At 44.7% G+C, this 21,071-nt stretch carries 21 protein-coding genes; 9 read left to right on the forward strand and 12 right to left on the reverse strand.

Translation table 11 applies throughout. From position 1 onward, the window contains the following. Position 1 precedes the first annotated feature (1 nt). The gene (locus HUJ19_RS06760) at positions 2 to 1,129 is read right to left on the reverse strand and encodes a M14-type cytosolic carboxypeptidase (protein ID WP_290622951.1); all 1,128 of its coding nucleotides are present in this window, start codon (positions 1,127 to 1,129) and stop codon (positions 2 to 4) included. A 190-nt stretch (positions 1,130 to 1,319) separates the two neighbouring features. Further along, entirely contained in the window at positions 1,320 to 2,552 is a 1,233-nt protein-coding gene (locus tag HUJ19_RS06765) for a TonB family protein (protein ID WP_290622952.1), read from the reverse strand. 353 nt (positions 2,553 to 2,905) lie between these two features. Between HUJ19_RS06765 and HUJ19_RS06770 the strand changes: the two genes are divergently transcribed. Continuing rightward, on the forward strand, positions 2,906 to 3,595 hold the full coding sequence (locus tag HUJ19_RS06770) for a response regulator (RefSeq protein WP_290622953.1): 690 nt from the start codon (positions 2,906 to 2,908) through the stop codon (positions 3,593 to 3,595). Further along, a complete protein-coding gene (locus HUJ19_RS06775; RefSeq protein ID WP_290622954.1) occupies positions 3,592 to 4,962 on the forward strand; it encodes an ATP-binding protein in 1,371 nt (456 codons plus the stop codon). Before HUJ19_RS06770 ends, HUJ19_RS06775 begins: the two co-directional genes overlap by 4 nt. Positions 4,963 to 5,007: 45 nt before the next feature. Here the strand turns inward: HUJ19_RS06775 and HUJ19_RS06780 are convergent, their stop codons facing one another. The 3 genes from HUJ19_RS06780 to dapA are packed head-to-tail and all read right to left on the reverse strand — an operon-like array spanning position 5,008 to position 7,727. After that, the gene (locus HUJ19_RS06780) at positions 5,008 to 5,793 is read right to left on the reverse strand and encodes an MBL fold metallo-hydrolase (RefSeq protein ID WP_290622955.1); all 786 of its coding nucleotides are present in this window, start codon (positions 5,791 to 5,793) and stop codon (positions 5,008 to 5,010) included. After that, entirely contained in the window at positions 5,780 to 6,862 is a 1,083-nt protein-coding gene (gene bamC / locus HUJ19_RS06785) for an outer membrane protein assembly factor BamC (RefSeq protein WP_290622956.1), read from the reverse strand. The genes HUJ19_RS06780 and bamC overlap by 14 nt, the downstream gene beginning before the upstream one ends. Beyond that, positions 6,846 to 7,727 carry a 4-hydroxy-tetrahydrodipicolinate synthase gene (gene dapA, locus HUJ19_RS06790; protein WP_290622957.1) on the reverse strand — a complete coding sequence of 294 codons (882 nt, stop codon included), beginning with the start codon at positions 7,725 to 7,727 and terminating at the stop codon, positions 6,846 to 6,848. The genes bamC and dapA overlap by 17 nt, the downstream gene beginning before the upstream one ends. A 175-nt stretch (positions 7,728 to 7,902) precedes the next feature. On the opposite strand from dapA, the gene bcp reads away from it, so the two are divergent. Together bcp and HUJ19_RS06800 are read left to right on the forward strand one after the other, a co-directional pair. Then, on the forward strand, positions 7,903 to 8,370 hold the full coding sequence (gene bcp / locus HUJ19_RS06795) for a thioredoxin-dependent thiol peroxidase (RefSeq protein WP_290622958.1): 468 nt from the start codon (positions 7,903 to 7,905) through the stop codon (positions 8,368 to 8,370). A gap of 22 nt (positions 8,371 to 8,392) precedes the next feature. Continuing rightward, positions 8,393 to 9,814, forward strand: a complete 1,422-nt coding sequence (locus tag HUJ19_RS06800; protein WP_290622959.1) for a PhoH family protein — start codon at positions 8,393 to 8,395, stop codon at positions 9,812 to 9,814. 37 nt (positions 9,815 to 9,851) lie between these two features. Here the strand turns inward: HUJ19_RS06800 and HUJ19_RS06805 are convergent, their stop codons facing one another. Beyond that, positions 9,852 to 10,964 (reverse strand): AI-2E family transporter, encoded by a 1,113-nt coding sequence (locus HUJ19_RS06805; protein WP_290622960.1) that lies wholly within the window; start codon positions 10,962 to 10,964, stop codon positions 9,852 to 9,854. 128 nt (positions 10,965 to 11,092) lie between these two features. On the opposite strand from HUJ19_RS06805, the gene HUJ19_RS06810 reads away from it, so the two are divergent. Beyond that, entirely contained in the window at positions 11,093 to 12,592 is a 1,500-nt protein-coding gene (locus HUJ19_RS06810) for a M48 family metalloprotease (protein ID WP_290622961.1), read from the forward strand. Between the two features lie 21 nt (positions 12,593 to 12,613). On the opposite strand, the gene HUJ19_RS06815 is transcribed toward HUJ19_RS06810, so the two are convergent. Beyond that, entirely contained in the window at positions 12,614 to 13,099 is a 486-nt protein-coding gene (locus tag HUJ19_RS06815) for a TlpA disulfide reductase family protein (RefSeq protein ID WP_290622962.1), read from the reverse strand. Between the two features lie 125 nt (positions 13,100 to 13,224). On the opposite strand from HUJ19_RS06815, the gene HUJ19_RS06820 reads away from it, so the two are divergent. Next, positions 13,225 to 14,802 (forward strand): hypothetical protein, encoded by a 1,578-nt coding sequence (locus HUJ19_RS06820; protein ID WP_290622963.1) that lies wholly within the window; start codon positions 13,225 to 13,227, stop codon positions 14,800 to 14,802. On the opposite strand, the gene HUJ19_RS06825 is transcribed toward HUJ19_RS06820, so the two are convergent. Beyond that, positions 14,773 to 15,966, reverse strand: coding sequence for a YihY family inner membrane protein (locus tag HUJ19_RS06825; protein WP_290622964.1), 1,194 nt, complete (start codon positions 15,964 to 15,966; stop codon positions 14,773 to 14,775). The genes HUJ19_RS06820 and HUJ19_RS06825 overlap by 30 nt on opposite strands. 50 nt (positions 15,967 to 16,016) lie before the next feature. Between HUJ19_RS06825 and arsC the strand changes: the two genes are divergently transcribed. Genes arsC through HUJ19_RS06840 form a run of 3 tightly spaced genes read left to right on the forward strand, consistent with a single transcriptional unit; the run spans position 16,017 to position 17,440 of the window. Beyond that, positions 16,017 to 16,370 (forward strand): arsenate reductase (glutaredoxin), encoded by a 354-nt coding sequence (arsC, locus tag HUJ19_RS06830; protein ID WP_290622965.1) that lies wholly within the window; start codon positions 16,017 to 16,019, stop codon positions 16,368 to 16,370. A 19-nt stretch (positions 16,371 to 16,389) separates the two neighbouring features. After that, positions 16,390 to 16,989, forward strand: a complete 600-nt coding sequence (gene wrbA, locus HUJ19_RS06835; RefSeq protein WP_290622966.1) for an NAD(P)H:quinone oxidoreductase — start codon at positions 16,390 to 16,392, stop codon at positions 16,987 to 16,989. A 37-nt stretch (positions 16,990 to 17,026) separates the two neighbouring features. Further along, positions 17,027 to 17,440: a DUF2069 domain-containing protein gene (locus HUJ19_RS06840; protein ID WP_290622967.1), complete on the forward strand. Its 414-nt coding sequence runs from the start codon at positions 17,027 to 17,029 to the stop codon at positions 17,438 to 17,440. Positions 17,441 to 17,478: 38 nt separating this feature from the next. Here the strand turns inward: HUJ19_RS06840 and aroC are convergent, their stop codons facing one another. The 4 genes from aroC to trpA form a co-directional block, all read right to left on the reverse strand. Then, positions 17,479 to 18,573 carry a chorismate synthase gene (gene aroC / locus HUJ19_RS06845; protein ID WP_290622968.1) on the reverse strand — a complete coding sequence of 365 codons (1,095 nt, stop codon included), beginning with the start codon at positions 18,571 to 18,573 and terminating at the stop codon, positions 17,479 to 17,481. A 62-nt stretch (positions 18,574 to 18,635) separates the two neighbouring features. Continuing rightward, positions 18,636 to 19,934 carry a 3-phosphoshikimate 1-carboxyvinyltransferase gene (gene aroA, locus HUJ19_RS06850; RefSeq protein ID WP_290622969.1) on the reverse strand — a complete coding sequence of 433 codons (1,299 nt, stop codon included), beginning with the start codon at positions 19,932 to 19,934 and terminating at the stop codon, positions 18,636 to 18,638. 26 nt (positions 19,935 to 19,960) lie between these two features. Then, entirely contained in the window at positions 19,961 to 20,209 is a 249-nt protein-coding gene (locus HUJ19_RS06855; protein ID WP_290622970.1) for a hypothetical protein, read from the reverse strand. Beyond that, the gene (gene trpA / locus HUJ19_RS06860) at positions 20,154 to 21,059 is read right to left on the reverse strand and encodes a tryptophan synthase subunit alpha (RefSeq protein WP_290622971.1); all 906 of its coding nucleotides are present in this window, start codon (positions 21,057 to 21,059) and stop codon (positions 20,154 to 20,156) included. Before trpA ends, HUJ19_RS06855 begins: the two co-directional genes overlap by 56 nt. Between the last annotated feature and the right edge of the window lie 12 nt (positions 21,060 to 21,071).

Here is a 21,071-nt window from a genome sequence, read left to right on the forward strand (position 1 = left end):
ACTACCTTAATTTTTTAACCAGTTGATATAGTGGATTAAGCAGGGTTTGACCCAATAAATAACTGCGGTCACCTGACCAGCCAGTTTCTTTATTTGGAAGGTTTGCATTGTCTTTAAATGGCATTTCCAACGTCAATGACAAGCATTTAAACTCTTCACCAACCCATGCGTTAGCTACTGTCAGATTCGCTTTACCCGGCTCATCTTTATCATAACCATACTCGGTCTGGAAATCTGGGTTCACTGATTTAAGAATTGCACTGAACTCTTCTTCCAGTTGCTTGATGCGATTGTCATAACTTGGAATACCTTCACAGGCAGCAACGAAAACATAAGGCAAACCTTCATCACCATGCAAATCAAGGAAAGCATCAACACCTGTTTGCTTCATCTTGTTACGCACATGGTAAACTTCCGGGCTTTTCTCCAGACTTGGATTTTGCCACTCACGATTAAGATTGGCTCCAGCGGCATTAGAGCGCAAGTTGCCACGGATACTGCCATCTATATTCATGTTGGGAACGATATAGAAAACAGCTTGCTGCAAAAGACTTTGTGCCAGCGCATCGTCCTCATTAAGAAGGCGTTCAATAAGACCCTCGGCACACCACTCAGCCATCGTTTCGCCTGGATGTTGACGTGCAGTTACCCAAATTTTGCGCTCACGGCTTTCATCACCAATGATCAATAAATCAATATCATGCCCATCAACAGTTTGTCCTAACACTTGATGCTGACATAGCTCAGAGTGCTGCGCCTGATGAATCAAACTCAAATGGCGTTGGTATGAATAAGGTTCAAAGTAAGCAAAGAAAATGGTGGACTGTTCTAACTGATGAGAAAATGTGAGGCGTTTGTCTGAATCAAAGGAAGTGTGAACTCTAAACCAATACTCGCCATCATAGGAAGCGGCAACCTGATAATCATTCCAACCGTCTACATAAGAACATTCCTTGGCATTGGTAATTTCGAAGTTATAAGTTTTACCAATGTCACCATGTACTCTGAAGTGAAACCATTGTTTAAATTCCGAGTTAGAATCGTCTCTGATGGCTAGTTTAACGGCATTGTTATCACTAGCATCAATTACCTCAATATTTCCACTGTCAAATAAGCAATTGATATTCATTAATTTTCACCTTAATTGTGAGTAACGAGAGAATTAGTATTAACCAATACTTGTCTCGTTTCTTTGACAAATGCTAAAGGGTTAAGGTCTCTTGGACCCATATTAAGTGCCCATATAATAGCCAATATAAAATCAGCAAAATAATAGAAAGGGGCCATAAAGGCCCCTTTCACAAAAGTTGTAGATGATTCTACATTTGTGGCGCTGGAATTGAAATAGGCAATGTGGTGTTAAATGTTTCTTCCGGTAACTCCTCTGGCATTGCAGGATAAGGAACCGCATCAAACAATGCACTCATCACAGCATCATCCAGAATTTTCTCTCCAGAACTGCTAACCAGACTACCACCAACCAGTTCACCGTCACGATCAACTTCAAGCTGAATGGTGACCTCACCGTGAGTGCGTCCTTTACGAGGATTCAGAAGCGCAGACTTGCCATGGCGACGCATGATTTGCTGCACAGGATACTCGAAGAAAGGAACATAATGCGCACGAATCGCAGAATTATAACTCACCCTCATAGCTTCCAACTCTTCTTCAGTTGGGCCTGCTGGAACCTCTACCACCTCAGGTTGTTTAACCTCTGGCTTAGGTTCTGGTTTCTTCTCAACCTGCTGCTGAGCAGCCTGTTGCGCCTGTTCTTGCTCACGTTGTGCGGCCAGCTCTGCCTGACGCTGTCTTTCTTCTTCGGCGCGACGAGCCTCTTCTTCACGACGCTCCTGCTCCAGGCGACGCTCTTCAGCTTCGCGAGCCTTTCGCTCCTCTTCCTCTTTAGCAGCCTGAGCAGCCTGGTCAAACAGTGAAACACGCGATGGTGCAGGATTAATTGTTGAATATTTGGCCAATAGATCAGAATAACCTACAGCTGATTGATTACCCAGAATAGCGTCTTTGAATTCGGATGAAGGAGGTCTTTCACCAACCCAGGTGTTAAGCATTAACGGGAAGATTGCTTCATCTACTGTATTTACAGTGGCACCGTTAATTTGAATTACTGTCCCCTGACCTGGCACATAATCAATATCGATAGTGTCGCCAGCCGCTAAATCCTGTCCAATAGTATCGGCCAGCTCACGAACGCCTCTGGCATTTTCCAAAACAACCGCTGCTTCATTATTGTTCTTGATACGCTCAATCCAGAAACGCTTCAAGCGACGTCCTGGCAGCTCATCAGCTAATACCTTGATCTGCATTCTTTTAGTAGTTGGAGAATTTATGATTTCCGCTGGGTCATCTGACTTGCTGCTTAAGTATAGAGCATTAAGGAACCACTCCTGACGCAACTCACTATGAACGGCCAAGCCATTCAATTGCAAATTTGAACCTTGCACATTCACCTGTTCAGCAGCCTTAGCCGCTCCAGAAAAACTAGAAAGCGCAACCAATAAGAATGAAGTTAAGAATAATGTTACTTTTTTCATGGGTTTACAGCCGTAATGCGTGAAAAGTTAATAAGCCTAAACAATGCCAATAATGTTAAATTTTATGACACAGTTCATATCGTAAGAGATTAGCAGTTAAATGCATGTATGACAATAACAAGCCGGCACAGAGCTATAAACTCACATTGCAAACCAGATATATCTTGTTTAACTTATTGATAAATCAGACTATTTAATATGAAGTAGAACTTTAAATGCAAATCTGTGCTATCATCAAGTCAGAAATATCTAAAAATACTTTAGATATTTAAACCAAGGCATTGACCTGACAGGCTAATTCAGGCAATTTAATGCCTACTTTTATTGGGTGTACTCTAAAAAACTATAAAATAATGTCGCAAACTATATTACTTGTAGAAGATGATGACAAACTAGCTTCGCTGGTAGCAGAATTCCTTGAAAGCAATGACTATCAAGTGCAAATTGAAGCTAACGGCACAAAAGCTATCGATCTTATCATTGAACAGCAGCCACGAGCTGTCATCCTTGATGTTATGCTTCCCGGCGCAGATGGCCTGACTGTCTGCCGTACCGTGCGCCCGCATTATAGCGGCCCAATATTAATGCTGACGTCAATGAGCGACGATATTGACGAAGTCGCTGGCCTTGAAACAGGCGCCGATGACTATCTTTCCAAGCCGGTCAAATCCAGAGTATTGCTTGCTCACCTACGCGCTCTGTTGCGCCGAGTAGAAGTTTCTGACTCAGTAGAGTCAGGCACTGAATTTATCCATGCAGGCAAAGTCAAAATCAATCCGCAAAATCGCACGGTTATTTCTGATGGCCAGGTTGTTCATCTGACCACAGCTGAATACAACCTGTTATGGCTACTGGCAGAACGTTCCGGCGAAGTGGTCAGCCGTGAAGAGTTACACCGCAAAACGTTCCGTCTCGAGTATGATGGAACCGATAGAAGTATCGACTTACGAATTTCAAGACTGCGTAAGAAGCTAGGCGACGATCCAAAACTCCCATACATCATCAAGACCATCCGCGGCGAAGGCTACCTGTTGACTAAATGATCCGGAAACTGCTCGCACCGCTATTGATTCTGGTTGTTGCCAATATTCTCGGCGGTACTTTCGTTTATTATGTGTACTTTCCCTGGATTTACGATATTGGGGAAAAGGAAGTTAAAGATAGCATCACCGCCGATGCCCGTGAACTTAATTTCAGATTATCCATACTGGACTATAACCACTCGCCACAAACGATTGCTCGTGCAGAATATGAGCTGGATGCCAAAATAACCAGCGACCAGCTATCCAACCTGAAACTTGATGACAACATCAAAGACGAACTGAAGCAGAATCGTTATCTGGTGTATATGCAAGGAGAAGATGGGCCTATCGGTCTAGTCATTCTCAATGACAACGAGTCCGTTCTGGTACTGGGTCCTTATGACGCCCCCTACTACTATGTTTCTATGACTGATTGGATAGTCTATGCCCTGGTATTGTTATTGCTGAATGGCGGAACTTTATACGGCGTCTACTATTTGAATCAGCGCAACCTTCGCCCAGCAAGCTATGCTCTGGACAAGGTTCAGTTTGATGGGCTCGCTTTAGACAGAAAAGGTTATGCCCTTGACGATTTAGCAACTAATATTCCTAAGCTCATTCAGCACATTAATGATTTACGAAAAGAGCATCAGCAGAGTCTTTATAACCAGCGCGATCTGATGCATGCAGTTGCTCATGAATTTCGCGGGCCAATGGCAAGATTGAGTTTTGCTCTGGATTTGTTTAACGACAAAACCAGTGATTCCCGTCGCGAAAAACTTACTGATGATATGCATGATGCTTTGGATGAACTGGACGCTCTGGTTCGAGAGGTGCTGGGTTACTCACGCTTGAAGCATGGCCAACACCCATTGCAACTGTCCGAGTTTAATATCAAAGAACTAACACAGGACGTCTGCGACAAGGTAAAAACCATTCACAACAACAAACAATTTGTGATTTACAGCCAGCCCAACCAAGGCAGCACCCTTTACGCTGATAAAAACCTGATTGAACGAGCACTCATTAATCTGATTCGAAATGCGGCGCGTTTTTCAATCTCCACGGTACAGATCAATCTAACCGAATATAATGACTCAATTGATATTCAGGTAGAAGATGATGGCCCAGGCATTCCACCCGGCAAGCGTGAGAGAATCTTTGAACCTTTTACTCGCTTAGACTTTAGTCGCAATCGAGATTCAGGGGGTGCAGGTTTAGGTCTGGCAATCGCTAAAGGCATCATCACCCGCCATCACGGCAAGATCTGGGCAGAGGACAGCCGCATGCTTAATGGAGCCCTGTTTACCATCACCATGCCATTAAAACAGCTGGAAAGTTCCGAAGAGGAAAAGTCTCTGGAATATCAGGAAGATGACTTAAGCTAAGACAGCTACTCTAAGTCATCTTTAGATTCCGATTAATCTGACTGCTTACGTACTACACACTTCATGCCAGTCAAAACCCTTATCCTGCTGCGCAATTTTGACTTTCTCCAAAGGCCAGTTCAGGGCCTCTGCCAATAATTCACTGACCAGTTTGGGACAATTGTTCTGCTCGCTCAGATGAGTGGCTATCACAAGTTGCAACGCCTCCCGCTCCATTTGCTGCAACAGCTCAATTGCCTGCCTGTTGCTCATATGGCCCATTCTGCCAGCAACGCGTTGCTTGAGGCGATCCGGATAAGGTCCATTCCATAACATCTCTTCGTCATGATTACACTCGAGCAATATGCCATGACAGGGGGTCAACTGCTCAACAATTTTTGGTGTAAAACACCCAAGGTCAGTCAGAATTGCAAGCCGCACCTGGTCTTGTGTAAACAAAAATTGGCAGGGCTCCCGGGCATCATGTGGAACGGATAAAGGTGTGATATTGAGGCTACCGATGGAAAAAGGATTAAAACCTTCAATGATATTGCAGTGCGGCAAATTACCGCACTTTCCTGACAAAAGGCTGCCACGAGTCGCCCATACTGGTATAGAAAACTTTCGGCTAAGCGCTCCCACTCCACTGATATGATCCTGATGCTCATGGGTCACCAGAATACCGTCAATCTGCTCTGGTTGCAGATCGATGCGGGGCAGCCGCTTTAGAACTTCTTTGACGGTGAAACCACAGTCAACCATGACCGTAACTTCACCGTTGGAAACAACTGTTGCATTGCCTTTACTTCCTGAACCCAGCGATGCAACTCTTAATCGATTATTGCTTGGCACGGCTTTTGAAGCTGGCTGCAAACTCCGGATAAATGCGGGTTACAACACTAGGATCCAGCAGGTTACCCTCATCATCTTTAAAGGTCATGCTAACGCCTGATGCCGTAGTTTCAACCAAAATCTGATAATCACCAGGCTCCATCTCAACTTTCGGATTGGCTTCATCATCATTCCACAACCAGGCCCAGAAACCGGTTGCTGGTTCTTTAACATTAAAGTAGTAAATTCCTGCTGATTGATCACGGTCTGAAACAGTCAGATTTAAGTCTTCAAGAACTCTAGGCAACTGATCCCAGACAGCCAAGAATTCACGCTCCGCAGTCAGAGCGATGTTCCCTTGTGGGTTGGTGCTCAGATTGACATTGATAGTACCCTCTTCAAGGATCCGCTCACGAGCTTCTTTAGTGCGCTCAGAATCATAGAAACCAAGGAAAGCATTCAGGAACTGACTAGCAACTGTTTTTGATGGAGTCATAGCAATCCACTTCTCGCCCTGCAGGCGTTGGCTTTCAGTATTGCGTGCCTGAAGTGAGATTTCATTCGCATTCTGACCAACAATTTCAAGCGTAATGCGATGGCGTTGTCCATCGAGATTATAAGAGCCAATATAATTTGCCAGAGCCGTTTCGTCATCATCGGTGATCCAGTCCGTGCTAACCTGTGAATCGCTGGATGAGGCAACAGGAATATTCTTCTGACTCATAAATCGAGAGACATAATCCATAAATGGTGTGTCTTGATGACGAATCCAAACAGTCGGATTTGACTGCTCTAAATCCTCTCGGACACCATCACCACCTACCAACAATAACTGTGGTGGGTCAAGCGACAGCTTTTTACCTTCGGCGTCGCGATTGGTAATGATAACGCCTTCTGGAACACGGTATCGATCTTGAACATTAATGTGCTTAGCGGTCGGTGGCACCTGAAGTTCAGGCCCCTGCTGGCTACGCATATAACGATCATCAATATCTTCAGTGCCATCTTTAGCAGAAAACCAGCTACATGAAGACACCGCAGCTAATGAACTTAAAATGATTAGTGTTTTATATTTATTTAATCTCGACATTCGCTTGTTCCAACGCTTGTAATACTTGTGAATGGTACTGTTCAGCTAATACCGTCAATGGCAATAAAATTGTTTCTTGGCATTTGCCCAGTTTGGCCAGAGCCCATTTAACTGGAATCGGATTGGCTTCAACAAACAGATCCTGATGTAAAGCTGACAGTTTTTCATTAATAACAGTGGCTTGTTTCCATTGCTCTGCCTGGGCCAATTCGCACATTTTGCTCATCAGCGCCGGTGCCACATTGGCGGTCACGGATATGACGCCATGACCACCCCGCTTCATAAACTCCAGAGCCGTAGCATCATCACCACTTAACAGGGTGATTGGAGTGCTGCATAGCCGATTAAGTTCCTCAACGCGAGATAAATCACCGGTCGCTTCTTTAATCGCCACAATATTTTCAATATCTGCAAGACGAGCAACTGTCTCAGGCAATAAATCACAGGCAGTACGACCAGGTACATTGTAAAGGATAATAGGAAGCTTAGTATTCTCTGCTACAGCCTTAAAGTGTTCGAACAGGCCCTGCTGACTCGGCTTGCAATAGTAAGGAGTTACCACCAGAGCACCATCAACACCCATGGCCTCGGCCTGCTTGGTCAGCGCAATGGTCTTTTGGGTACTTATGGCTCCCGTTCCAGCTATCACTGGAACTCGCCCGGCCACCTGCGTCACAGTCAGCTTAATGGCGGCTTCGTAGTCTTTACTATCAACTGTCGCAGACTCACCAGTAGTCCCCATAATGACGATACCATGGGTGCCCTGGTCAATATGCCACTCAATAAGCTCTTTTAATGCATTCTCGTCAATAGAACCATCAGCCTGTAAGGGACTGACAATCGCTACAATACTACCTGAAAACATGAACTGGTCCTTAAGGCTCGTCTTTGTTTGCGGGCTATGTTAGCCAGCGAGGCCAGCAAAAACAAGCAAAATCACAAAAAAGGAGGGATTGCTTGCGACAATATTTTTTCTGACGTAAAGTGATAATGAAAACGAAAAAAATGATTTCAGAAACACAACTTTAAAGGAGGCTGATTTGAGCCAACCACAGCTTAATAAAAAAGCACCCAACTTTAAACTTCCCGCCACTGGCGACCAAACTCTTTCACTGGCCGACTTCAAAGGCAAAAACCTCGTCATCTACTTCTACCCTAAAGACAACACCCCAGGATGCACCACCGAAGGTCAGGACTTCCGTGATCATTTCAAGCAATTTCAGAAGCATAACACTGAAATTCTGGGTGTCTCACGCGACAGCATCAGAACTCATGAAAACTTCCGTAAAAAGCACGAGTTTCCTTTTGAATTGCTGTCCGACGCTGACGAAGAGATGTGCAAAGCTTATGACGTCATTAAGCTGAAGAAACTCTATGGTCGTGAATATATGGGCATCGAGCGCAGTACCTTTTTGATTGATGCACAGGGCAAACTGAAACAGGAATGGAGAAAAGTCAAAGTAAAAGGCCACGTAGAAGAAGTATTAGAAGCCGTTAAAGCACTATAATAAACCACTTGAGAGGTGCCTCATGGTAAAAGAAAACCTGGACGGAAAACGTCTATTCGTATTGGACACGAATGTATTGATGCACGACCCAACCGCTCTATTCCGTTTCGAAGAGCATGATATTTTAATTCCGATGGTAGTTCTTGAAGAGCTGGACGCTGGAAAGAAAGGGGTTTCGGAGGTGGCTCGAAATGTTCGGCAAGTCAGCCGCTATCTCGACGACCTGCTCTCCGCAGCCGAAGAAGGCGAAGACCCCATGGTTGCAGGAATCCACATCGGCCTTATCCCGCAAATACAAGACAAGAACAAACACGGCAAGATTTACTTCCAGACCAAAGAACATATTGATCGACTCCCTGATTCCCTTCCTAGCAGCAAAGCGGATAACACCATCCTTAATGTAGCCCTTGCGCTACAAGCGCGTGATGATGATAGAACTGTCACGCTAGTGTCTAAAGACATCAATCTTCGCATCAAGGCCAATATCGTTGGCGTTCATGCTGAAGACTATTACAACGACAAGGTGCTGGATGATGTTGAACAACTCTATACTGGCTATTATGAACTTCCCGAGAATTTCTGGGACACCCACAGCCGCGATATTGACTCCTGGCAGGAAGAAGGCAAAACCTACTACCGCATTCAGGGGCCTTTAGTTTCCGAATGGTCAATTAACGAGTGCTTATATCAACCACAGGATAATTTTGAAGCCATAGTCCGCTCCGTCGAAGAAGAAGATGGTCATGCGACTGCCACTATTGAGCTGCTCACCGATTATCGAAGCGACAGTCACAATATCTGGGGCATCACCGCCCGCAACCGCGAACAAAGTTATGCACTGAACCTCTTGATGGATCCTGAGATTGACTTTGTCACCCTGCAAGGCCCGGCCGGTACTGGTAAGACACTATTAGCGCTTGCTGCTGCCTTAGAACAGACCATTGAGCTAAAACGCTACAAAGAAATCATAGTCACCCGGGTAACGGTTTCTGTGGGCGAAGATATTGGGTTCCTGCCCGGAACCGAGGAAGAAAAAATGACGCCCTGGATGGGCGCACTGATGGACAACCTTGAAGTGCTCTCCCCGTCCGATAACGATGAATGGGGAACCGCAGTAACGCACGACCTGCTGCGTAAATGGATCAAGGTCCGTTCCCTAAACTTCATGCGCGGCAGAACCTTTCTCAATAAATTCATCATCATTGACGAAGCACAGAATCTGACTTCAAAGCAGATGAAAACCCTCATTACCCGTGCAGGTCCCGGCACCAAAGTGGTCTGTATGGGTAACGTTGCTCAAATTGACACACCCTATCTGACTGAGACCACTTCCGGTATTACTTTTGTTGTCGACCGTTTCAAGAACTGGGCACATTCAGGACACATGACCCTTAAACGCGGCGAACGATCACGCTTGGCTGATTACGCCTCAGAATTGCTTTAACAAACATAAAAACCTCGTCACTGACGAGGTTTTTTCGTTAGAAGTCTTCTTCTGATTCAGGAGCTTCGAGCACCTTTTGCGGCTCACTTTCCTGTAACTGTTCCTTGTGTTCTTTTATTGCCAACAATACTGCATTAACCAGAATAGCTAGCGGAATAGCGAAGAAGACGCCCCAGAAGCCCCATAGACCACCAAACAGCAGAATCGAACCAATGATGGCTACTGGATGCAGATTGACTGCCTCAGAGAAGATCAGCGGCACCAGCAGGTTACCATCCAGAATCTGGATGATGAAATAAATCACCATCATAATATAAAAGTCATGGGTAAAGCCCCACTGGAAGAAAGCAATTAACGCTACAGGAATAGTAACCAGCGCTGCCCCAATATAAGGAATAAGAACCGACAATCCCACACAAACACCCAACAGCAAGGCATAGTTCAAACCCATAATCAGGAAGCTTATATACGACACGGTTCCGACGATAACAATCTCCAGAGCTTTACCGCGAATATAATTGCCGATCTGTCGGTTAACTTCATTCCAAACTGCTTCAGCCAGATGGCGCTCCTGCGGTAACCATTGAGTACACCAGCCAATAATCTGAGTACGGTCTTTTAGGAAGAAAAACACCAATAGCGGCACCAGAATGATGTAAACCAGCAGAGTTGCCACACTCATTAAAGAACTGACCGAGGCACTCAGCAGCGCCTCACCAAAACTGGCAAGCTCACTATTCAAGCTGGAATAAAAAGCATTCACCTGTTCGACACTGACCAGGTTCGGATACTTTTCAGGCAACTCAAGTATGGTGTCACGCAACTTAGTCATAATATTGGGAAGCTCAATGACCAGTCGTGAACCCTGGTTCCAGATCAGCGGAATAAGACCAAAGACAATAATAAGAGCTAGCCCCAGAAATCCCGCAAATACCAGTAACACCGAGAATAATCTCGACAAGCCTTTACGAGTCATAGCTGAAACAACCCACTCCAATAGGTAAGCAAAAACCAATGCCCATAAAATAGGCGCCAGGATGTCACCTACTGTTAAAATGATAACAAAGCCCACAATCAGCAGCATACTGAGTACAACGGTAGCCGGGCTTGAGAAATTACGCTTAAACCAACGAGTAAATATTGTTGTCATGGAATATCCAAATTTGCTCAATGTTTGATCACTGAACATGATACACAGTTCGAGATTGAACTTTTACCACACAAGTCCCATCATATACAGTAACCTGCTTATGATTTTGTCACACCATATTACAATTTATGAATAAACCTAAACCAAAGCTCCCACAAAAGCTAAGCTCTCTACTCGTTGGGCTAAGCCTAAGCAGTTGCATCACCCTGGCTTCGCTAACGGCTTCGGCAGCCGCAAATGACCTGCCTAAGCTAGGAGAAGCAGCCGGTGCAACCTTGTCTGTGTCAGAAGAGCAGATGATTGGTGACCAGATCATGGCGCAAATTCGCCGTAGTCAGTTTTTGATGAAAGATCCACTGATTACCGACTATATCCAGCAGTTAGGTCATAAGCTGGTAGCAGCTAACCCAGACGCATTGGGAAGACGCTTTCAATTCTTTGTTATTCAGGAAAACTCCATTAATGCCTTTGCCTTACCAGGTGGTTATATCGGCATCCACTCAGGTCTGATTACCGCCTCGCAAAGCGAAAGTGAACTTGCTTCAGTGCTTGGACATGAGGTGGCACATGTCACTCAACGTCACCTGGCCAGGCGTTTAGAGCAACAGGACAAAATTTCCATACCAACAATTTTGGGGGTGATTGCCTCTGTTATTGCCGCAACGCAGGATCCTGAGGCTGGCATTGCAGGCATGAGCGCCACTCAGGCAGCGGCACAACAAAGCATTATTACCCATACCCGAGATAACGAACAGGAAGCCGACCGGATTGGTATTACCATGCTTGCAGGAGCCGGTTTTGATGTTCGAGCTGCCGCAGACTTTTTCGAGACCCTGCAACAGGCTAGTCGCTATACTCAGATGCCACCTGAAATTTTACTGACCCACCCGCTTTCAAGAAATCGTATTGCCGCAGCTCGCGAACGCTCACAGTTATATCCTCAGATCGAGCATCAGAATTCAGTTAGTTACTATCTGGTCAAAGCGCGAATTAAAAGCATCGAAATGGTTAATAACAACGACAGCTTTAGATTACTGGAGCAGAAGTTCGGTAAGGGGCAGTTGACGTCAATTGAAGATCGCTATCTGTATGCAGAGCTTCTAAAAAAGAAAGGAAGGTCACAACAGGCCTTGCCCATTTTAAAAGCCTTATATAAAGAATACCCTGACAATCATCTATTATTGTTCACACTGGCTGAAGCTCATCGGGTCAACAAGACTTCGTCGGAAATACTACCCGAACTGACAAAGCAGCTCGAAAAAACGCCTGGTTCGACAAAATTGATACTGGCCACTGCACAAATTTATCTTGATAATAACCAATCCCAACAAGCGGAGAAATTGTTGCTTCGTTATGCAGACGTCAATCAGCATAATCCAAACTATCTTTATCTACTTGCGGAAGCCCAGGCAAAGGCTGGCCATACTCCTGAAATGCATGAAACAACAGGTCAATATCTGTTGCTACTGGGTGACTTGCGAACCGCCAAAAAACACTTTGAATTAGCGCTTAACAGCACATCCAAAGATCCTTACGCGCAGACTCGAATTCAAGCCAGACTGGAAGAGGTCAACAAAAGAATTCGTGAAGTTCTGACTGAAAATGCTCGCTCAAGATATGCAGGTTAATCTCAGCGAGCACAGCAAGATCTATTCAGCAGCCTGAGCCGACTTTACCTTCTCAATTAGCTCAACAATCTTGTGGCGGTCTACCTTGCCCATCAAAGGCCCCATTATTTCACCTTTTGGAGTTACGATATAACTGGCGGGCAGGCTTTGTGGGCGCTCCATCGGCAAATAAGGCATTGGCTCGGTGGCAACAACCGGATACTGAATATCAAGCTTTTCAGATAGCGCGCTCAATTCATCATTAGGCAACCGATCAAAGCTGACGCCAATAACCTGAATGTCATCGTTCTCCTGAGCCAGTAAATTAAGCTCGGGAATTTCTTCAAGACAAGGTGGACACCACTCGGCCCAGAAATTCACAACCAACCATCTTCCATTATAGTCAGACAGGCTTTTTTGCTCTCCGTTTAGCAGTGAAAACTCTTTGCCACTATCACAGGCAACGACCAGAGATAAAAGAGAAGCTATAAAGAGCAAGCGCAAACAGAAAAGTCTCATAATAATCATTTAAAAATCATTGGGTTAGAAAGCGTTAATTTGAATAGAATGGTGGAAATGCCACTAACTTTCGGGCATATTATACTCAGTGGACTGAATAAATAATAGAACTATAGCCCGGTAGGCACTATTAAATGACTCAATTAAAGCTCACATATCCCTCTTTACAGGCTGGCCAGGAATTTATGCTGGATACAGCCCCTTCTGCTATCAGCACCTGGTTAGAGAATCTGGCCTTTTCGGATATTGATCGAGCGATTCATGAGTTACTCAATGTGGCCAAAACTCTCAATCGCTGCCAGCAAAAAACAGCACATCGTGAAGCAAATTTCCTTACCTTAAATAAAGGCTATCTGCAGATCAGCAAACACCTCAGAGAGCACAATGATCGCAGAACCATCAAAGTCAGTCATACACAACTCAAGGCCCTTCATACTCTCAGTTCCGAAATGGCCTTTGCGTTTAAACGAATTGTTGATGAGTTAACAGGCCAAAAATTCGCCCTCAAGAAAAATCAGCGCCTGGCCCAGGCCATAAATTATTCGCAACATTATCTGGGCATTATGCTGATCGAGCATTACCAGTTACATACTCCCGTGCCAGCTTATCTGTGGCATGAGCTACACATGCTGTATGAGTTCGCAGAAGATGCAAAACTACACAAGGTAAACACCAGCTCATCCAATGATGCGCTTGAGCTTATGCCAACCATTGAAGAAACCTATATTCGTAGTTGTTTAATGGCAATTATTGATCCTTATCACTTGGGAGATAATTTGCATTGGCACCTATTCAAATACTTCTACCACTGGGGCAATAAGGCTACTCTCGACAAAAATCTTCAACACTTCAGCGAAAGCCGATGCTTTATCATCAATCTCAATGAAGGAAAAAAACCACTCTTCATTCAGAAAGAAACCGAATACGAAGACTCTGGACACTTGCGCCTACTGCTGACTCATAAATTGCTGGAAATCGTAGAGCAACACATGCTGAAGCTTGAAGAAACTCAGGAGTTACCCAAACCCGGTTTCTATAAAGCCATAGATAACAAACTTGCGACAAAACTTTTGCATCGCATATTTACCTATTGTGACCAGCACCTTAAACGCCAGTCCACCCGCTATCCCATGATGGGACATGTCAGCACCGTATGGGGCGCCAATGCCATTCAGAAGATCTTGTCTCAACTGGATAAGTTGACCATTAATGAACATCTTGGACATCAAATTAAGGAGCTTCTGGGACAGGACTATAAAATTGGCATCAACTGGCAAACGGTCAATTACAGCGAAGGCGGCATGTGCATTCGCCACAACAAGCAACAGGTGTCACAGCTTGCGGTTGGGAGCATCGCCTTAATACGAATCGACAATAATCATGAAGAGCCTAACCGCTGGCAACTAGCGATCAGCCGTTGGCAAAATATTGACCATGCGCGTGGAACCACTGTGGGTGTTGAATATTTGCGTGGTGAGCCAGAGCTCAACTACTACCTGACCAAAGCCAAGGATGATGAAATCGTTAAACACGCCATTATCACTTTGCAACAAGGTGGTAGCTTCCCTTCCATAATGATAGCGCCGCGAAGCTTAATCGGTGGCCAAAAGCTATTGCAGCTTGAGGTCGGTGGGAAACACTACCCCAGCTATGTGACTCATATTATCGAAAGTAGCTCGCAACTAGCTATCTTTGGCATTCGAAGAGACTAAATCTACATTAAGTAGTTTATCCAGTTCCAGGTTCGCCCGCTCGATAGGCTGGCTAAACATATCATCGTCATCGTCAGACAGGACCTGATTATTATTCGGTAAACGCCAGTTTCCTCGACGATATACCTCATCAATAGTCAATGACCGCCCTGTTAACTTTAAGCAATATTGATCATTTTCCAGTTTGGCCAAAAAGTTCAGTCTTAATAACTGTTCCAGATAACCGCGAACTGTTTGTTCGTGCAGATAGCTAAACTTACTTTTCAGCTGCTGCAAGGAAAGCGAGCTTTCATTTTCCTGTGCCTGAGTAAAAAACTGTAGAATTTTTAAAATTGAAATAAATTCATGCTCATGTTTTTCACTATCCATCTCAAAGCGATGTAAGCCAAAACAGATAATCACACCAAGCAGTAAAATAGACCAGGACAGATAAACCCACAGGAAGAAAATTGGTATGGCAGTAATGGCGCCATAAATCAGTTCATAACTGGAAAATTTAGTCACAAAAATAGCGAAACCATATTTAGCCGTTTCAAACAGAATCGCAGTGACAGCAGCGGCGATCAGCGCCTTATAGAACCTTACCTGAGCAAAAGGAACCACTGCATATAACGCAGAAAACGCCAGGACAATTAAAATAAAAGGTAGGCCAATAGTCAAAATGCCACTTAGCTTAGAGACAATCGGTAATGCAGCAAAATATGAAGATGCCGCCAAGCTGGCCGCAATTAGAATAGGTGCCATGGTCAGCATGGCCCAGTAAGCCAATATCTTGTGAACACCTTTGCGCTGAGTTGGAGTCTCCCACAGAGCATTAATCGAACGGTCAATGGAGCGCATCAACAATAGTGACGTCACGATTAAGAAGCCCAGTCCTATCGCCGATAAGTTTTTAGACTTGGAAACATATTCGTTCAAGTGCTCCTGAACGGCCAGGCCAGTTTCAGGCATAAGATTATCAAAAATAAGAGACTGAACCTGTGCATTGACGCCTTCAAATGAAGGAAAAACCGCCATCAAACTCACAGCAACCGTCATCAGCGGCACCAGCGCCAGCATATTACTAAGCGTCAGCTCTGCCGCCATGGCACTTGCCTGCTTACGATTAAACTGAATAAAAATAAACTTAATGAAGGCTTTTAACCACTTCCATCTTTTTTCCATGCCGATTTATGCCTAAAATAGCCCTACGTTTGTACAAATTACATCATATTATGAGTGAAATTAACATCTTACATAATCCACGCTGCTCGAAATCACGTCAGACATTGGCTCTTTTACAGGAAAATGGCGTTGAACCCAATGTTATTGAGTATTTAAAAAATCCACCGAGTAAAACCAAGCTTAAGCAAATCGTAAAGCTACTCGGTGTTTCCCCACGCGACATCATTCGTACCAAAGAAGCCGAATACAAAGAAGCTGGGTTGGATAACCCTGATTTAACCAAAGAACAAATTATTGAGCTGATGATCGCCAACCCTAAGGTCATTGAGCGCCCTATCGTTTTCTCCAGCGAAAAAGCTGCCGTAGGACGTCCGCCAGAAAATGTGTTAGCTGTGCTTAAGTAACCAATTAATAGGCTTTATTTTGCATAAAATTCTTATTCTGTATTATTCGCGCCACGGTCATACTCGCCAGATGGCGCGCCTTATTGCGCGTGGCGTCGAAACAGTTGAAGGTTGCGAAGCCTCATTGAGGACGGTTCCTGCGGTGACCAGCGCTGAGCAAACTTCATCAGAGGCCAGCACAGAGGAAGCCAGCGATCCATTTGTGACACTGGATGAGCTTAAAAACTGTGATGGATTGATTCTTGGTAGCCCCACGCGCTTTGGCCACATGGCTTCACCGTTAAAGTATTTCCTGGAAACCACCTCAGCAATCTGGATGTCAGGAGCATTGGCAGGTAAACCCGCCGGAGTCTTTACCTCGACTGGAACTTTGCATGGTGGACAGGAAGCAACATTGTTGAGCATGATGTTACCCCTGTTACATCACGGTATGCTCATCAGCGGTCTACCCTACTCAGAAACCGAACTGATTCATACTGAAACTGGCGGCACACCCTATGGCTCATCACATACAGCGGGCAGTGATAATGATAAAGCTATTAGCGAATCAGAAAAAAAACTGTGCATTGCTCAAGGTAAGCGTATTGCCGGTTTAAGCAAACAGCTAGTCAGCAGCTAAATCAATCAGCCACATCCAATGAAAGGTAACAAACCTCATGTCTAATGATTTAAACCCACACCTGGTCAGTGCAAGTCGCTATCGTTTAATCGGACTCGCCGTTTATATGGTGATTGTGATTATGATGCCTTTCTTTATTTTAAAAAATCATCAAAGTCAGGCGCTAGTCTACTTTTCTTTAGCGATCTGGTGGGCACCGTTACTCATAGCAGTTCCGGGATTATTTAAAGGCAAAACCTACACCTACGGCTGGACCGGCTTTATTATTTTGCTGCCCTTCTTTTATGCTTTTTTCTATATTATTGAGCCAGACAAGTTTCAATGGTCGCTAATCATCACTATACTTTGCGTGGTTTATTTTTTTGCATCGGTTCTATACGTTAAGAAAAACGCACTTGGTCATGGTATTAAGACCAATAAAGAGGCTAAAAAAGCAAAAGGGCTGGAATAAACCAGCCCTTTTATTTGTCTTTGCCTAAGTCTGTTTAACTACACATTAAACAAATCTTTATAAGCTCTAAAACGCAGGAAGTGATCACACAGCACTAGGGCCGCCATCGCTTCAACAATCGGTACCGCTCTGGGCAACACACAAGGGTCATGGCGCCCTCGTCCATGAAACACCGTTTCTTCACCTTCCAAGTTAACCGTTTCCTGCTCTTTTATAATGGTTGGCGTTGGTTTAAAGGCTACTCTAAAGACAATCGGCATGCCATTGGAAATACCACCCAATACACCACCTGAATTATTGGTCCGAGTTTTGACTGCGCCTTCTTCATTAATGAAGACATCATTATGGGTTGTGCCACTCAGCAAAGTCCCGGCAAAACCAGAACCGATTTCAAAAGCTTTTGAGGCGTTAATCGCCAGCATGGCTTTAGCCAAATCAGCTTCTAACTTATCAAACACCGGCTCTCCCAAACCTACTGGCACAGATTTGATTCGGCACTCAACAATACCACCCAGCGAGTCACCATTTTTTCGAGCCTGCTCAATCTTGGCAATCATCTGTTCGGCCAGCTTTAAATCAGGACAACGTACCGGAGTCTGCTCAATCAGGCTGGCATCCACCGCATCAGAATCAAGAGTCATAGTTAAATCCTGAACACTTTTGACATACGCTACAATCTCAGTGCCTAGTGCTTGTTCCAGCACCTTTCGCGCAATAGCACCGGCTGCAACGTGCCCTGCTGTAATTCGCGCAGAACTACGTCCACCACCTGCCACATCACGTATGCCATATTTTTTCTGGTAGGTATAATCGGCGTGGCTGGGTCTAAAGATTGATTCAAGCTCTGAATAGTCTTTGCTGCGTTGATCCTGATTAGGAATTAATAAACTGATTGGCGTGCCGGTAGTGATGCCATTAACCACACCAGACATAATCTGCACCTGATCCGCCTCATCGCGCCGCGTGGTAATTGAGCTCTGGCCTGGGCGACGACGATCAAGAAAAACTTGAATATCTTCCTCAGACAGTTTCAAGCCTGCTGGGCAGCCCTCAACTACAGCACCAATCGCCTTGCCATGAGACTCACCCCAATTGGTCACTCTGAATAAAGTTCCGAAACTATCGCCTGCCATAAGGATTTCCTAATACTTTAATTTTCTGCTGATACTTTTTCTGTAGAGACTGTCTCTATAGCTCACTCTAATACTGGTTCAGTCACCATACCAATCTGCTCAAGATACTGCCAATAGTCTGGGAATGACTTTGCCACTGCTTCCGAGGATTCAACCGTCAGACCCTTTAACTTGATACCAATTAAAGCTAAGCTCATCGCCAAACGATGATCATGGCAACTTGAAACCTTGTCTGCAGTAAGCTGTTTACCACCTCGAATGGTAATACTGGATTCATCGTACTCACAATCGGCACCAAGTTTCTTCAGCTGCTCACATAAGTCGACAATACGATTAGACTCTTTATAAGCTAAATGAGCAATGCTGGTTATACGAGTTTCGCCCTTAGCAAAACAAGCCAGAGCAGCCAAGGTTGGCACCACATCAGGCATATTACCCATGTCCACTTCGATGCCTTTTAAAGGTGAATCGTACTCAACTTTTAAATCATCCTGCATCAAGTAAACTTTAGCGCCCATTCGCTCCAGAACTTGAGGAAATTTTGACTCGCCTTGCGGAGAGTCAAAGTGATAGTTATGAATAGTGCAACTCGATTCTGCCAGCAAGGCGGCTGCCAAAAAGTAACTACTACTCACCACATCACCGGCAACATGAATATCTTGCGCAGCTAAAGTTTGTTGACCGGGAATAAAAAACTCACGGCAATTGATGCGCTTTACTTCGCCACCGAACAACTCAATTGCACGTAAAGTCAGCTCAACATAGCTCTCAGAAACCAGCTCAGAACTTAAATGTATTAAAGTATCTTTTTCCGCTCTCAGGCATGCAATTAATAACCCACTTAGAAATTGACTACTTCTAGAAGCGTCCAGTTCACATGAGCCGCCAGCAATTGGTCCTGAGACCTTAAGCGGCAAATAACCATTATCACTCTCTATGCTGACGCCCAGACCTTCAAGACTGGCAACACTTTCTTGCATCGGTCGCGACCGCATCTGCGGACTTCCAGTAATTGTGATGCTGTACCCTTCTGATGAATAAAATAAACCTGTCAGGGCCGTTATAAAGCGCGCCAAAGTACCACTATCATGGCAATCAATAACAACGTCATCAGCTAACTCGAAGCTTTCAATGCCTTGAATCTCAACACTGGTTTGGTCAAGCCACTCAACCCCGGCACCTAACGCCTTAATAGCATTCAATGCAGCAAGTATATCGTCATTTCGAGGAATATTGCTCAGTCGAGTGGTTCCACTGCTGATAGCAGCCAGTACCACGTAACGGTTAGCCAAATATTTACTACCGGGCAACTTTAATTCGAAGGGCTTTATCGCACTTGAAATTATTATTCGATCAGTCAAAAGATATCATCACTCTTATCATTAATTTAATCTTGAGGTTGCAGCTCATCCAGCAGTTCAGATAACAGCTCAACATCACGATCAGCCAAACCATCCGCCTCTACAGCGTCTTCAACAAATAGTGCAAATTCAGCAAACCATTCATCGTCAGATAAATCATCGGCAGGTATCAAATCCACCATCGGAATCAGATACCCAACTAAAAACAATTTCTCTTCTTCAACCTGCTGTTCCATTTCCAGCAGTTGCTGTTTGACTGTTTCTGCTATCGACATAGTGTGAGCCTTTTTCAATTGATTCGGTCATGTTCAATTCATGACGCGCATTATGTGCCGTATTAGACATAGTCTGGGCATATTCTGCCACTAAATCTAACATTTTATCCGGCGTATTATAATGCTCATTGATCAAGTTAACTATGGCTGAACCGGTAATAATTCCATCCACACCAGCCTGAGCTGCCTTTAACACATGCTCAGGCCTGGAAATACCAAAGCCCTGCACTAACGGCGGCGCTCCTAACTGCTTTAAGCTTTCAATTAAATCAGTTCCTGTTTCCTGCTGATTGTTATCAGCTCCGGTAATCCCTTTGCGGCTTAACACATAGGTATAGCCCTGGCTATTTTCAGCAACCAGTTTCAGACTGGCAGGGCTCGCATCAGGAGGTGCAATATACACTGTATCGATACCCTTAGATTGCGCAGATCCGGAAAATAAGTCACGCTCCTCTACCGGACAATCAGCAATCAGTACCGAATCAATGCCTGCTTTTTGGGCATCATGATAAAACTGCTCAATGCCGGGAGCAAAGACCAGATTGGCATAAGTCAAAATCCCTATGGGTAAATCAGGGTATTTAGCGCGAATTTTAGCAACCAGAGCAAAACCTTTCTGTACACTGAAGCCATGAGCTAAAGGTCTTAGACTGGCAGTCTGAATCACTGGCCCATCGGCTACCGGATCGGAAAAGGCAAAACCCAGCTCCAGTGCATCAGCGCCACTCCCAACCAGTCTATCAATGAGTTGTAACGACAATTCTTCTGTAGGATCACCCAGCAGCACAAATGGAATATAAGCCAATTGATTGGAATCTTTGAGTCGTGCAAATAATTGTTGGTAACGCATAATTACTCTCTT

Source organism: Kangiella sp. (assembly GCF_014762745.1).
Lineage (GTDB): Bacteria > Pseudomonadota > Gammaproteobacteria > Enterobacterales > Kangiellaceae > Kangiella.